Below are 14462 nucleotides of genomic sequence, written 5' to 3'. Positions count from 1 at the left end.
GAATAAGTTCGTCACGATGGTTCATCACTACGCATTACCCTCGGTGGCAATCGCCTTAAGCCAGAGCGATGCAGGAACAGTGGGTGTTTCAGTGGGTGACGTGGTAAACGTAAATGCCTTATCGGGTAACCAGTTTTTAAGATAGTTGATGAATGCCTCGCGAGCGACTGTAATAGCGCCCAGGCTTGCCAGATGAGGCGTGTGCATTTGGCAGTCGATGAGTTTTCCGCCATGTTCGCGCATGGCCCTGGCGAGATGGGCCAGCGCTACCTTCGAAGCATCCGGGGCGTGGGAGAACATCGACTCGCCAAAAAACACCGGCCCCATGGCGATGCCATACAGCCCGCCCACCAATTGGCCGTGTTGATGGACTTCGATGCTATGAGCAATACCTAGAGCATGCAGCAGCCCGTAGGCCTCGCGCATTTCGTCTGTAATCCAGGTGCCCGCCTCTTCACCACGCGGGGCGGCGCAGGCCTGAATCACCTGATCGAAGTGTTGATCCAGGGTGATATGAAAGCCACCATGGCGTAATCGTTTGGTGAGGCTACGACGCTGCTTAAATTGCTCAGGTAGGAGTATCATGCGCGGGTCTGGACTCCACCACAAAATGGGGTCGTCGTCGCTGAACCAGGGAAATATGCCCTGCCGATAGGCTTCTACCAGCCAAGCGGGCGAGAGCTCCCCTCCGGCGGCCAGCAGGCCATTGGGGGAGGCCAGCGCTTGGGAGGTAGTTGGAAAATTAGGATGTGGCGAGGAAAGCCAAGGTAGCATTACTTGCTCCTGTTACGACGTTCTTGTACTGAGCGCTTTACGATAGCCTCTGTGACGGCGGAAGGATGCTCGGTATCATGCAAACTCGCAAGTGGATTAAAGACGCCATTGAGGTGTAAAGGGAGAGTCGCTTGAAAGTGAATAAAGCAGTAAACAAGCGAACGCAGCGTAGCGCGCGTCAAACACCATCATCGGCTTCAGCTGCGCGCGTTAACGCCGCAAAGGATAAGGCTCGTCGTTTTGGCCTGCGCTTACAAGGCTCCGTGCGCGAAGGCGTAGTGGTGATCCTGCTGGCGCTGTGTGTTTTCTTATTATTAGCGCTATTTAGTTACCAACCCTCTGACCCAGGCTGGTCTTATCAGGGCCCTGAGACAGATGTGGGTAACTGGATGGGGCAGGTTGGCGCTTGGCTGGCCGATGTTCTCTACTCACTGCTTGGCGCCAGCGCTTTGTGGTGGCCGGGTATGTTCGGCTTTGCCGCTTGGTGGCTGATTCGCTCACGCCAGGTACGTTTTGAACTCGACCCCGTGGCAATTGCTGTCCATGCGGGTGGCTTAGTGCTACTTATTTTCGGTACTACCATGTTGGGGGCGCTGCACTTTTATCACCCTGATAGCATGCTGCCCTATGCCTCAGGCGGTATTTTGGGCGAAGGTTTGGTCGGTGCGTTAAGGCCTTTAGTGGGAAGTGGTGGCGTTGGTTTAATCGCTGCGGCGTTAATTTTAAGCGGCTTTCCGCTGTTTAGTGGTATGTCGTGGCTGCAAGTGGCTGATGAGCTCGGCAAGCGTATATGTCGGCTGGGTAGCTGGTTATCGGCACGTCGCCAAGCGCGTCGTATGCGCGCTGCTCAGCGAGCGGCTGCTAAAACTGCCAAAACTGCGGCCAAGCCTCAAGCAGCGCCTGAAGCGCAGTCTCAAGAAGCTAAACCTGAAGCTGCACCCGCTGAGATAAAGCCTGCGGCAGAGCCAGTAGGCAAAAGCCCCAGTGGCCGCGAACGCCGTGAGCCAGGCTTCTCTGTACCACTTTCCAGTCGTGAGGCGAACAGCTCTTCAGAGAGCAATGCGTCAGAAGCGAGTCCTTCAAATAGCAACGAAACCACGGATACTTCGATTCCCTGGGAGGCCGCAGCGTTTTCAAGTAATAAGCATGTGCCTGCTAAAACACCCGCGCCTATCTCTTCGACACCTACCGCGGAGCCGACGGTTTCAGCGCCTGGGGCAGCCCCGTCAGTGACGCCAGCGACTAAAACGGCAGAAGAGGAGGGAGCAGCGGCACCCTCAGCGCCGCGGGAAAATGCCTTTGTCCAGGCTGAGGTAACGTCAGCAGCGCCTGAGACTCAAGCACCTGCGCCCGGTGATGAACCCAAAGAAGCCGAGACTTCCTTCCCGCTGCGTGCTACTCGTCAAGAAGAGCCTCCGGCGCCTGCCAGGAGTAACTTCTTTGCCAGCGATGAGGCTCCCGCCGAGAAAGAGACTGTTCATGCCGCGCCCGTTGAGCGTCGCAGTGAGCCATCACTCACCGCTGATCCCAGCAGCAGCCAAGCTGAACCACGTGTTGGTGAGCCACATATTGGTGACACTGATGCTGCCTGGAGCCCTGAGCGCGTCACCGCGCCTGAGCCTGCACGTAAACCTGAACGTGTAGCGGAAGTAGTGCCTGAGCCGGTGTGGGACGATGAAGAGATGGATGATGAGCTGTATGCCCAAGGCCGCGATGGAGGAGCGCACTCAACGACTACTCCTCCGTCCACGCCCACCCCAGCAGCTCGCCAAGAACCCAGCTTCGCGCCCGAAGAGAGCACGCCAGAGGCGGATGAAGGCCCCGCCCTGTGGACCGTGGAGCATTTGCAGAGCCAGCGGCCTGCTTTTGAAACTCTGGACGAACCTGAGGGCGACGTGCCGAGCTTGCAGCTGTTGACACCTGCAGAGCCGTATCAACCCAATTATAGTGACGAGCAGTTGGCTGATATGGCTGAGCTGCTTGAAGTGCGGCTGCGCGAATACGGTGTGAAAGCGGAAGTGGTGGATACCTGGCCTGGGCCGGTGATTACCCGCTTTGAGATCAAGCCCGCCGCGGGCGTCAAAGTGTCTAAAATCAGTAACCTTGCCAAAGACCTGGCGCGCTCCCTGATGGTGAAAAGTGTGCGAGTGGTCGAGGTTATTCCAGGGCGTCCCACGGTGGGGATTGAAATACCTAATCCCAACCGGGCCATGATCCGCCTGCGCGAAGTTATCGACTCCGACCGTTACCAGCAGGAGACGTCACCACTCACCATGGCGTTAGGCCAAGATATTGGTGGCAGCCCTGTGGTCGCCAACCTGGGCAAGATGCCCCACTTGCTAGTAGCCGGTACCACCGGGTCGGGTAAGTCGGTGGGCGTTAACGCCATGCTGATCTCAATGCTGCTTAAAGCGAAGCCTAGTGAGCTAAAGCTGATCATGGTCGACCCGAAAATGTTGGAGCTGTCGGTATATGACGGCATTCCCCATCTGCTGGCGCCCGTGGTCACCGATATGAAAGAAGCGGCCAACAGCCTGCGCTGGTGCGTGGCCGAGATGGAGCGCCGCTACAAGCTCATGGCGGCCATGGGTGTGCGCAACATCGCGGGCTTCAATGGCCGTTTGGATGAAGCGGAGCGCGCCGGTGCCCAAGTGGCAGACCCGCTCTGGGAACCGCAGCCCTGGGAAGTGCATCAGCCGCATCCAGTGCTGGAGAAACTGCCCTACATCGTCGTGGTGATCGACGAGTTTGCCGATATGTTTATGATCGTCGGCAAAAAAGTCGAAGAGCTGATTGCGCGCTTGGCGCAAAAGGCACGCGCCGCAGGTATCCATTTGATTCTGGCTACCCAGCGCCCCTCGGTGGATGTTGTGACTGGCTTGATCAAAGCCAACATTCCTTCGCGGATGGCGTTTCAGGTCTCATCCAGAATTGATTCGCGCACCATTCTGGATCAGGGCGGCGCTGAAAGTCTGTTGGGGCATGGTGACATGCTCTATCTGCCTGCAGGTTCCGGACCACCTAACCGCATCCACGGTGCCTTTGTGGACGATGACGAAGTACACCGCGTGGTCGATGACTGGAAGCGCCGTGGAGCACCCGAGTATATCGAAGAGATCCTTTCTGGTGGCGTATCCGCCGATGCCTTAACGGGTCTTGAGGCTGAGGGGGGGGATGGCGACGATGCGGAGCAGGATGCGCTCTACGATGAAGCCGTGCAGTTTGTCACTGAAACGCGCAAAGCCTCGATTTCCGCCGTGCAGCGTCGCTTTAAAATTGGCTATAACCGGGCCGCTCGCTTAGTTGAGGCAATGGAGGGCGCCGGTGTGGTGACCTCTATGGGCTCTAACGGTGCTCGGGAAGTGCTTGCCCCGCCTCCGGTGGGCCATTAACCGCTTGATGAAAGCCACAATTATGCAATAAGCGTGAAAGTAGCGCCGCGGGTGAAACCCTGCGGCGTTTTTCTCGTCTGATTGTTACGTTTTTGAGTTAGCCATGGCCGGTTAAGCCGACCTCACTGCTTGATTTTTAAGCAACAGTTTTGAGCAACAGTTACCGGGCAACGGTTGCCTAGGGAGATTATATGCGCGATACGCAAACAAAACGCACTTCAGCAATGGGCGCTTCGCCACTGGCATTTGCGGCAAGTGCCTTGGGTTTAACCTTTGGTGCTCCCGCTTGGGCAGACGATGCTGCCGAGCGTTTGACTGAACGGCTGGATCCGCTTGAGCGTTATCAAGCGGATTTTGAGCAGCAAATTCTTGATGGCAGCGGGGAACGCCTCCAAAGCGCGCGTGGTGAGATGTGGCTGTCTCGCCCCGGTATGCTGCGTTGGGAAGTGGAAGCGCCTTACTCTCAAACCGTGGTCTCTGACGGCGATGATGTGTATATGTACGATCCCGACCTTGAACAAGTCACCGTTCAAGAGATGGACGATCGAGTAACCCATACCCCTGCGTTACTGCTGTCGGGAAGCGTGGACGATTTAACCGAAAGCTATGAGGTGTTCTACGAGCAGGACGGGGGAGAAGATGTCTTTACCCTAGTGCCTATCTCGGCCGATACGCTGTTCGAAGAGCTAAGCATGGTGTTCGATGCCGATACGCTAACCGAGCTGTGGATGATGGACAGTACCGGCCAGCGCACCGCCATCACCTTTAGCAATATTACCCTCAATGGCGAGATTGCTGAGGACATGTTTGATTTCGAAATTCCCGAAGGCACCGATGTTATTCGTGAAGAGCTTTAAGGGTGAAGCGTGAATGGTAAGGTGTGAGGAGTCAGTCGTTAAAGATAAGTAATTGCTGGAGAGTGGCAGTTAAACCAGTGGCAGTTAAACCTGCCACTGGTTTAACCATCAGGCGCCTTAGGGCGCCTGATCTGTTTCCTGGTCAAGATTTTCCCGCCATGCCATGATTTCCCCAAAGCGCTTCTCCTGACCAAAGGCACTTGGCTTGAAGAAGGTGGCTTTAGGCAGCTCTTCAGGCCAGCAGTCGTGGGCGCTTCCCGCCGGGTAGCCGTCTGGTTCGTTATGCGCATAGCGATAGCCTTCGCCATGACCCAACTGCTCCATCAGCTTAGTGGGCGCGTTGCGCAGGTACGTCGGTACCTCAACCTGGGGCTGCTGGCGTACGTACTGCTTGGCTTCACTCCAGGCGCGGTCAATGCGGTTACTCTTGGGCGCCACTGCTAAATGAATTGCCGCGTGGGCAATTGCCCGCTGGCCTTCGTAATCGCCCAGGCGTAAATAAGCATCCCAGGCGGCAATCACCAGCGGTAGCGCGCGAGGGTCAGCATTGCCGACGTCTTCTGAGGCAATCGCGGTCAGTCTGCGCACTACGTCCAACGGGTCACCGCCGCCCTGCATAAAGCGGGCCATATACAGCAATGCTGCGTTAGGGCGTGAAGAGCGTATCGACTTATGAATGGCCGAAAGTAGATCATAATAAGCGTCCCCCTGCTTATCGAAGGCGCTGGCCTGATGGCCGATCACATCGGCGAGTACCTCTTTATGCAGTACTTCGCCGTTTGCTTCCTGAGTAGCGAAATCGCAAGCGGTTTCCAGTAATCCCAGCGCCCGTCGTGCGTCGCCAGCGCTAGCGTGGGCCAGAGCAGTTAATACTTCGTCATCAACCTGAATGTCACGCTTGCCCAGCCCTCGCTCTACGTCGCTGAGTGCCTGGCGCATCACCGTGATCAGTTCCTCATGGGTAAGCGATTTCAGCACATATACCCGCGCACGGGATAGCAACGCCGAGTTGACTTCGAAGGAGGGGTTTTCGGTGGTGGCACCAATCAACGTTAACAGGCCCGACTCCACGTGGGGCAATAATGCGTCCTGCTGGCTCTTGTTGAGGCGATGAATCTCATCTAAAAAGAGGATAACCGTGGAGGACATCTGTTGGGCCCGCTCCACCACAGCGCGAATCTCTTTTACTCCGGCCATCACCGCGCTGAGGTGCTCCAGATGGGCCTGGGAGGCTCGGGCCAACAGCTCTGCCAGCGTGGTTTTGCCAACCCCTGGCGGCCCCCATAAAATCATTGAGCGCACAATGCCTGACTCCGCCATGCGACGTAGGGGTTTATCTGGCCCCACCAGCGCTTGCTGGCCCACGTAATCGTCCAGTTGGCGTGGCCGCATACGAAAGGCTAACGGAGCATCGTCAGCCGGTGTCGCCTGAGCGCTATCAAAAAGATCCATGTAAGCTTCCGTTATAAATCAGTACGTTGAGCAACAAATTGCCAACAAGTATAGGTGGTAAACTGCGTCTTAGAGAACTACCTTAGACGTAACCTATCAGAAAGATACACTTGCGAGGATAGCTTGAGAGGGGCATTGTTCATGATAACTGTTGTTGATAACCCCCGTTAGTTACGACACGCTCAGGTTACGATATGTTTTAGCGACACAACATGTTTGTTACCTCGCGCTTATTATCGCATGCCGTCAATCACGAAGGCTCGACGGTAGGCATGACACAATAAAGGAGACAGTTCGATGTTAAACCAACTGCGTCTAGATCATGCCAACATGGCGAGATTACTCCATGTGCTGCAGCTTAAGCAGAAAACCCTTGCCCAAGGTGAGCGGCCCAACTTCCAGCTTATGCGCGAGGTCGTCGACTATATTTTGTCCTATATGGATGGTTTTGCAGCCCCTCTGGAACGCGTCTGCGTGGAGCGATTGCAAACCCAGGCCCCAGAGCACGTTGCCCTGACCGAACAGATGGCGAATGACTATCGTGAGTTAAAGCCGCGCTTACAGCGCCTCTCCAACGACATTGACATGGTGTTAATGGATAACATCATTCCGATGGATCGTTTTGCCGACGACCTGAAAGATTATTTGGAAGCGCATCGTGCCTATTTGCGTCACGAACGCGAGGGGCTGTTCCCGCTGATTGACGAGCACTTTAGCGAGGAAGATATGGACGAGCTGCGTCAGGCGCTCCCCGAAGGCGCAGAGAAAGAGCTAGAGCGCCTACAGGACGCTTATCCCGAGCTCTATGCTGAACTGCGTGGTGCTGACGTGCCTGTGGTATAGCGCTAGCGGACAAGTGGCCGCTACGGGGCATCAATAAAATGACGGAGCATGCTAAAATAGCGGCTCCGTTTTTTTTAGGCAGAGCCATGATAGGCAGAGTCAGGAAAGGCCCCGTGTTAATTTTTGATTCCGGTGTCGGCGGCCTGTCGGTGGCGCAGTCGCTGCGCCAACACTACCCTGATGCTGCCCTGTGCTATGCCTGCGACAACGCTTGGTTGCCCTATGGGCTGCGCGAAGATGCAGCCCTGACCGACCGCATTGTGGCGGTATGTCGTTCCGCTGTGGAAGCGTGCCAGCCGAGTGTTTTGGTTGTCGCCTGCAATACCGCGAGCACTCTGGCGCTGGAAAACTTGCGCGAGCAGTTAGCGATCCCTGTCGTGGGCACCGTACCTGCTATCAAACCTGCCGCAGCGATTAGCCAGACACGCCATATTGGGCTGTTAGCCACCAAGGCCACGGTAGGGCGGCCCTACACCCAGCGCTTGATTAATAGTTTTGCCAGTGACTGTGTGATTACTCGCGTCGCCGCCGATGCCTTGGTGGTCGAGGCGGAAGCATACCTGGCTGGTGTCATCCCCAATATTGATCGCATGCAGGCGGCGCTGGCACCGTTATGGCACGCCGTTGCACCTCCATCGTCTGCGCATTGTTTATCGTCTGCTCATCAGGCGCTGGATACCCCAGAGCTAGATACAGTGGTACTGGGCTGCACTCATTTCCCGCTGCTAAAGCCCTGGCTGACGCAGCTGGCCCCCGTGCCGCTACATTGGGTCGACTCCGGCGATGCGATAGCCCGACGGGTTTCGCAAGTCGTTTCTGAGCTAAACAGTGATCAGCAGGATGGCCGCTGCTTTACCACTGCCCCTGCTGCCAATCTGACCGCTGGTCTAGCCCGCTATGGGTTTAAGGCGTCCCAATTGCTTAATGTGGGCGACTGAGCACTATTTACTACTATTGCTGATCGAATTATTCAAAGGAGCAGCCTTGGCTATCCCCGTTGTAGAACCTGAACGCTACGCTGAGCAGCTAGCCGCCAAACGCGACTATCTGGAAAGTACCTTTGCCGCTTTTCAACCACCGGCATTAGAAGTGTTTGAATCGCCGCCAGGCTATTACCGTCAGCGCTGCGAGTTTCGCATATGGCACGAAGAGGACGACCTCTTCTACGCCATGTTCGAGGTAGACCCTGAGAATCCGAAGAACAAGCGGGTGATTCGGTTAGATCAGTACGCAGTCGCTAGTGAGCGAATCAATCAGCTAATGCCGCAGCTACGCGAAGCTTGCCTTCGCTGTGATGAGCTGCGTCGGCGGCTGTTCCAGGTAGAGTTTCTAACCACGCTGTCAGGTGAGGCGCTGATAACGCTGATTTACCACCGCCCGTTAGGCGATGAGTGGGAGCGCGAAGCCCGCGCTCTGGAGGCTGAGCTGGGTATTATGATTATTGGCCGCTCCCGCAAGCAGCGTATCGTACTTACCCGAGACCACGTATGGGAGCGGCTAGAGGTGGATGGCCGCACGCTGCACTACCAGCAGGTCGAAAACAGCTTTACCCAACCCAATGCGCATATCTGCCAGAAAATGCTTAGCTGGGCGCGAGAAGTCACCGCTGGCCAGCAGGAGAGTAATGCGAAGAAAGACCTGGTCGAACTCTATTGCGGTAACGGCAATTTTACCATTGCCCTGGCGGATAACTTCCGCCGCGTGCTGGCCACAGAGATTTCCCGCACGTCAGTGGCTAGCGCCAACGTAAACCTGGAAGCCAATGGGGTAACGAATGCGCAGATTGGTCGTATGTCAGCGGAGGAGTTTTCGCTGGCGCTGAAGGGCGAAAAAGCCGGGCGTCGCGTGGCGGAAATGGCGCTGGGAGAGTACGATTTTTCCACCGTGCTGGTCGACCCGCCCCGTGCTGGTTTAGACGAGCAGAGCTGTGAGCAACTCAGCGAGTACGCTCAAATCGTCTATATTTCATGCAACCCAGCCACGTTAGCTGAAAACTTGACCATACTGACCAACACTCATCGGATAGAACGCTTTGCGCTATTTGACCAGTTTCCGTTTACCGACCACTGTGAGTGTGGAGTGCTGTTGAAGCGGCGGACAGGCGAGTAAGCATACGACCTAATGCGTAAACGGTATGTGCCATGAACAACACGTCAAGTGATTAGGGACGCGACGATAGGTAGCGTAAGCTAGCCGTTATGTTGGCCTAAAGGCCTATTGTCCTTCGTTTTTTGGCCGTTTAATGGCCTAGGCAGTCGAGGTGATGGATGCACTACGTTGCGATTGAAGAGAGTCGGCAAGATCTTTTGAAGCAGCTCCAGGAGCGGCTATACGCGCGGTTAGACCCCGCTCGCGCCGCCACTGTGGACGCTTTTGCTCGGCACTTTTATGCCACCGTGCCGGTGGAAGACCTAGTGGATCGTCGCCTGGACGATCTGTATGGCGCAACGCTGTCGGTCTGGCAGTTTTTGCAGCATCACGACCCGCAAAGTCCCAAGGTAAGAGTATTTAACCCTGATTTTGAAGAGCACGGATGGCAGTCGACGCATACTTTTGTCGCCGTTCTCCATGAAGATATGCCGTTTTTGGTCGACTCGGTACGTATCGAGCTCAACCGCCGCGGCTTGACGGTGCACGCCATTCAAAACGCCGTGCTGGCGGTCGCCCGTGATGAGCGCCATCAGTTGCAGGCGCTGGCCTCGCCCAGGGCAGAAAACGCGCCAGAAGCGCGCGAGTCGCTAATTGTCATCGAAGTAGACCGGCACACCGACGTAGCGTTGCTTGAGAAAATCGAAAGCAACCTAAATGACGTGCTTCGCGATGTACGTACCGCTGTGGGCGATTTCGACGCCATGTGTTCGCAAATCACCGCCTCGATTCAAGAACTCGAGAAAAACTGCCCGCCGCAGATCGATCCTGACGACCACGAAGAGGCGATTGCCTTTTTAGAGTGGATGCTCAAAGATAACTTTACTTTCCTGGGCTACGACGAGTACCTGCTGGAAGGCAGCGAGTTAAAGCGCGACGCAGATAGCGTGCTGGGCGTCTTCCGCCTGGATCAGCCGCGCTACTGCGAGCGTATTCGCACCGAAGAGGGGGTGGATGAGCACAATGATTATGTGCTGGTGCCGCAGCTACTATCGTTTGCCAAAAGCGCCCATCACTCTCGGGTGCACCGTCCTACCTACCCTGACTACATTACCGTTGATCGCTACGACGACGACGGCAATGTAATTGGTGAGCGGCGCTTCTTTGGTTTGTTTACCTCTACGGTGTATAACGAATCGCCACGCAATATCCCGCTGCTGCGCCGTAAGCTAAAAGCGGTGATGGATATTGCCGGATTCAATCCCCAGGGTCACAACGGCAAGCAATTGCTCCAGGTGCTGGAAGTTTACCCCCGGGATGATCTTTTTCAGATCGATACCGAGTCACTGGCCAGCACTGCGCTGGGCATCCTCAATATTCGCGAGCGCCGCCAGGTGCGGCTGTTTATCCGCGCCGATATCAGCGGCAAGTTCTACTCTTGCCTGGTGTTTGTCCCCCGGGACGTGTTCTCCACGGATCTGCGTCAGCGGATTCAAAACGTGTTGTGCGACGAGTTAGACGCCCACTTTGGCGACTTCAATACCTATTTATCTGAGTCGGTGCTGGCGCGTATTCAATTGATTTTACGCTTTAATGGCGACGCGCCCAGCGACTATGACCTCAAGCGTTTGGAAAGCAAAGTGTCACGGCTGGCGCGCAGCTGGCGTGACGAGCTGCAGAACGCCATGATCGAAGGCTTCGGTGAAGAGCGCGCCAACAACCTGATGGATCGGTTCCGCGAGGCGTTCTCGGCCAGCTACCGTGAAGACTTCTCTGCGCGCACCGCGGTGTTTGATGTTCAGCACCTGCTGACACTGGATAGCGAGAACGACCTCTCGCTGTCGCTCTATCGGCCACTAGAAGAGCAGGGTGGTGGCGTTAACCTGAAACTGTTCCACCGTGAATCGCAGATTCCGCTCTCTGACGTGCTGCCGATGATGGAAAACCTTGGCCTGCGCGTAATTGGTGAACGCCCCTACGATATTAACGCCCCTGAACAGCGCTACTGGATTCACGATTTTGAGCTTGAGCACAGCGGTGCGGATGTCAGCCTGGGCGATATGCGTGATGTATTCACGGAAGCCTTCAAGCGCATCTGGACCGGCGAGGCCGATAACGATGCGTTTAACCGCCTGATTATCGGCGCTGGGCTGGATTGGCGCGAAGTGGCCATGCTGCGCGGCTACGCCCGCTACCTCAAACAGATCCGCTTCGGCATGTCCCAGGATTACATCGCTGCTACGCTGGCCAACTATCCTGCCATTACCCGTGAGTTGGTTGAATTATTCCGCCTGCGTTTTGATCCTGAGCAGCAGAGCCACGCCACCGACGAGTGCATCGCGAGCTTAAATGAGCGCTTGGAAGGAGTTGCCAGCCTTAACGATGACCAGCTACTGCGCCGCTTTATGGAGCTGATCCTCGCCACCCTACGCACCAACTACTACCAACTGGCTGAGGGTGGGCGCTTTAAAGATTACATCGCCTATAAGTTGGAGCCTTCCAAGGTTACCGGCATGCCCAAGCCGCGACCAATGTTTGAAATTTTTGTCTGCTCGCCGCGGGTGGAAGGTGTTCACCTGCGTGGCGGCAAAGTGGCCCGCGGTGGCCTGCGCTGGTCGGATCGCTTTGAAGATTACCGTACCGAAGTGTTGGGGCTGGTGAAAGCGCAGCAGGTTAAGAACGCCGTTATCGTACCGGTTGGTGCTAAAGGCGGTTTTGTCTGTAAACGCATGCCGGAAAATGCCAGTCGCGATGTCGCCCAGAAAGAGGGCATTGCCTGTTACCAAATCTTTATCCGTGCGCTGCTGGATGTCACTGATAACCTGGTGGGCGGCGATGTTGTGCCGCCGGAAAATGTTGTCCGCCACGATGAGAACGACGCTTATCTCGTGGTAGCTGCCGACAAAGGCACCGCTACCTTCTCAGATATCGCCAACGAAATTTCCATTGAGTATGGCCACTGGCTGGGTGATGCCTTTGCCTCTGGCGGTGCTAACGGCTACGACCACAAGAAAATGGGCATCACCGCTCGCGGTGCCTGGGAATCAGTTAAGCGCCACTTCAAAAATCTGGATCTCGACACCCAGCGCGACCTGTTTAGCGTGGTGGGAATCGGCGATATGGCCGGAGATGTCTTTGGCAACGGCATGCTGCTTTCCGACAAGATCCAACTGGTGGGTGCCTTCAACCACCTGCATATCTTTGTAGACCCCAACCCGGACGCCGAGGCGTCCTTTGCCGAGCGCAAGCGATTGTTCGCTCTGCCACGCTCCAGCTGGGAAGACTACAGCCAGGAGCTGATCTCCGCTGGGGGCGGCATCTTTAGCCGTAGCGCCAAGTCGATTAGCATCACGCCGGAGATGCAGCAGGTATTTGGTATCAAGGAAGAGCGCCTGTCGCCTAATGAACTGATCCGCGCCATGCTCAAATCCAAGGTGGACTTGATCTGGAACGGCGGTATCGGTACCTACGTGAAGGGTTCTGACGAAACCGATGCCGATGTGGGCGACAAAGCCAACGACACCCTGCGCATCAACGGCAATGACCTGAATTGCCGTGTGGTCGGCGAGGGCGGTAATCTCGGCTTGACCCAGCGCGGACGAATGGAAGCCGCCGCCAAAGGCGTGCGCGTTTACACTGACTTTATTGACAACGCCGGTGGGGTGAACTGCTCCGACCACGAGGTCAATATCAAGATTTTGATCGATGAAGTGGTCAAGCGCGGCGACATGACCGAGAAACAGCGCAATCAGCTGTTGGCGGAAATGACCAATGAGGTGGCGGATCTGGTGATCCTGGATAATTACCGCCAAAGTCAGGCGCTGGATCTATCGGCTACCCTTTCCGACCAGTCAATGGGCCCTTACCGCCGTTTTATCAGCGAGCTGGAGGCCGCCGGACAGATTGACCGCGAGCTGGAATTCCTGCCTACCGATGATGTGCTCAAAGAGCGGGCCAGCAACAATCAAGGGATGCGCCTGCCGGAGCTGTCGGTACTGATCTCCTACGCCAAGAGCACCCTGAAAGGCGACTTGATCACCTCTGACGTACCGGACGATCAATATATTCACCGCCACCTGGAGCGGCTGTTCCCATCAGTGCTGGTCGAGCGCTTTAAAGACGAAATGTACGAGCACCGTCTGAAGCGTGAAATCGTTGCGACACAGGTCGCCAACGACTTGGTCGATCATATGGGGGTCGTCTTTGTACGCCGCCTGATGGACTCCACTGGAGCGGGACGTGCCGATATTGCGCGAGCCTACATCGTGGCCCGTGATAGCTTTAACTTGCCCAGTCTATGGGCGCAAATTGAAGCCCTCGATAATCAGGTGCCCAACCGCATTCAGTACTCGATGATGCTTGACCTGATGCGCTTGATCCGCCGTGCCACGCGCTGGTTTGTGCGTCAGCACTTAGGGCTTTCGACACAAGATACCATTGAGTACTTCGCTCCTCGCTTGGCGCAGTTGCAGGAAGGTATTGGTGAGCTACTCAGTGGTGAAGAGCTTGGCGCCTGGAACTCGCGTCGTGACGAGTTGTTGGAGGCGGGTGTGCCAGATGCACTGGCATCCAGCGTGGCGGCGTCATCAAGCCTTTATGCGGGGCTGGGTATTATCCAGGCGGCGCGCCTGACCAATGAAAAACCCCAGCGGGTGGCGGAAGTGCTGTACGAAATTGGCAGCCGCCTGGAGCTACCGTGGATGATTCAGCAGGTAACCCAGCTGGAAGTGCGCGACGCCTGGCAGGCTCAGGCTCGTGAGACTTTCCGCGACGACATTGAGCGTCAGCAGCTGGCACTGACCACCAGCGTGTTGAAGCTCGACGCCGGCAGCCGCGATACCCAAGAGCGGGTTGCGCAGTGGTTGGATCAGCACGCCGATCTGCATCGCCGCTGGTGCCGCCTTATTGAAGAGGTGCGCGGTGGCAGTGAAGGAGGCTTTGCGCTCTTCGCCGTGGCGGTACGCGAGCTGGTAGATCTTGCCGAGAGCGATAGCGAAGCGTAGACGTACCCTAATCCACTTAAAAAAGCGCGCCCTGGTTCTCCACCAGGGCGCGC

Annotated in this window: 8 protein-coding genes; 6 read left to right on the top strand and 2 right to left on the bottom strand. The window is 56.2% G+C overall.

The window, feature by feature from the left end; genetic code table 11:
• Window positions 1-27 precede the first annotated feature (27 nt).
• Window positions 28-774, bottom strand: a complete 747-nt coding sequence (gene aat / locus HALA3H3_RS00465; RefSeq protein WP_009288042.1) for a leucyl/phenylalanyl-tRNA--protein transferase — start codon at window positions 772-774, stop codon at window positions 28-30.
• Window positions 775-905: 131 nt separating this feature from the next.
• Between aat and HALA3H3_RS00460 the strand changes: the two genes are divergently transcribed.
• Both HALA3H3_RS00460 and lolA read left to right on the top strand, forming a co-directional pair.
• Window positions 906-4166, top strand: a complete 3261-nt coding sequence (locus HALA3H3_RS00460) for a DNA translocase FtsK (protein WP_022520420.1) — start codon at window positions 906-908, stop codon at window positions 4164-4166.
• A 191-nt stretch (window positions 4167-4357) separates the two neighbouring features.
• Window positions 4358-5023, top strand: coding sequence for an outer membrane lipoprotein chaperone LolA (gene lolA / locus HALA3H3_RS00455; protein WP_009288044.1), 666 nt, complete (start codon window positions 4358-4360; stop codon window positions 5021-5023).
• A 117-nt stretch (window positions 5024-5140) separates the two neighbouring features.
• Here the strand turns inward: lolA and HALA3H3_RS00450 are convergent, their stop codons facing one another.
• Window positions 5141-6475, bottom strand: a complete 1335-nt coding sequence (locus HALA3H3_RS00450; protein ID WP_022520419.1) for a replication-associated recombination protein A — start codon at window positions 6473-6475, stop codon at window positions 5141-5143.
• A 297-nt stretch (window positions 6476-6772) separates the two neighbouring features.
• Here HALA3H3_RS00450 and HALA3H3_RS00445 point away from each other — a divergent pair, with 297 nt between their 5' ends.
• The 4 genes from HALA3H3_RS00445 (at window position 6773) to HALA3H3_RS00430 (ending at window position 14409) form a co-directional block, all read left to right on the top strand.
• The gene (locus HALA3H3_RS00445; RefSeq protein ID WP_009288045.1) at window positions 6773-7318 is read left to right on the top strand and encodes a hemerythrin domain-containing protein; all 546 of its coding nucleotides are present in this window, start codon (window positions 6773-6775) and stop codon (window positions 7316-7318) included.
• Window positions 7319-7404: 86 nt separating this feature from the next.
• Entirely contained in the window at window positions 7405-8256 is an 852-nt protein-coding gene (murI, locus tag HALA3H3_RS00440; protein ID WP_053856842.1) for a glutamate racemase, read from the top strand.
• A 46-nt stretch (window positions 8257-8302) separates the two neighbouring features.
• Window positions 8303-9427: a tRNA (uridine(54)-C5)-methyltransferase TrmA gene (gene trmA / locus HALA3H3_RS00435; protein WP_027959675.1), complete on the top strand. Its 1125-nt coding sequence runs from the start codon at window positions 8303-8305 to the stop codon at window positions 9425-9427.
• A gap of 158 nt (window positions 9428-9585) precedes the next feature.
• Window positions 9586-14409, top strand: a complete 4824-nt coding sequence (locus HALA3H3_RS00430; RefSeq protein ID WP_009288046.1) for an NAD-glutamate dehydrogenase — start codon at window positions 9586-9588, stop codon at window positions 14407-14409.
• Window positions 14410-14462 lie beyond the last annotated feature (53 nt).

It is taken from the genome of Halomonas sp. A3H3 (genome assembly GCF_000982975.1).
Taxonomy (GTDB): Bacteria; Pseudomonadota; Gammaproteobacteria; order Pseudomonadales; family Halomonadaceae; genus Vreelandella; species Vreelandella titanicae.
Note: the sequence above shows the minus strand (reverse complement) of the source record. Positions and strands in the feature narration are given on the sequence as shown.

Bases quoted from the DNA above. Each gene is read 5' to 3' on its own strand.
- aat (WP_009288042.1), bottom strand. From the start codon at position 774: ATGCTACCTTGGCTTTCCTCGCCACATCCTAATTTTCCAACTACCTCC.
- lolA (WP_009288044.1), top strand. From the start codon at position 4,358: ATGCGCGATACGCAAACAAAACGCACTTCAGCAATGGGCGCTTCGCCA.
- HALA3H3_RS00450 (WP_022520419.1), bottom strand. From the start codon at position 6,475: ATGGATCTTTTTGATAGCGCTCAGGCGACACCGGCTGACGATGCTCCG.
- HALA3H3_RS00445 (WP_009288045.1), top strand. From the start codon at position 6,773: ATGTTAAACCAACTGCGTCTAGATCATGCCAACATGGCGAGATTACTC.
- murI (WP_053856842.1), top strand. From the start codon at position 7,405: ATGATAGGCAGAGTCAGGAAAGGCCCCGTGTTAATTTTTGATTCCGGT.
- HALA3H3_RS00430 (WP_009288046.1), top strand. From the start codon at position 9,586: ATGCACTACGTTGCGATTGAAGAGAGTCGGCAAGATCTTTTGAAGCAG.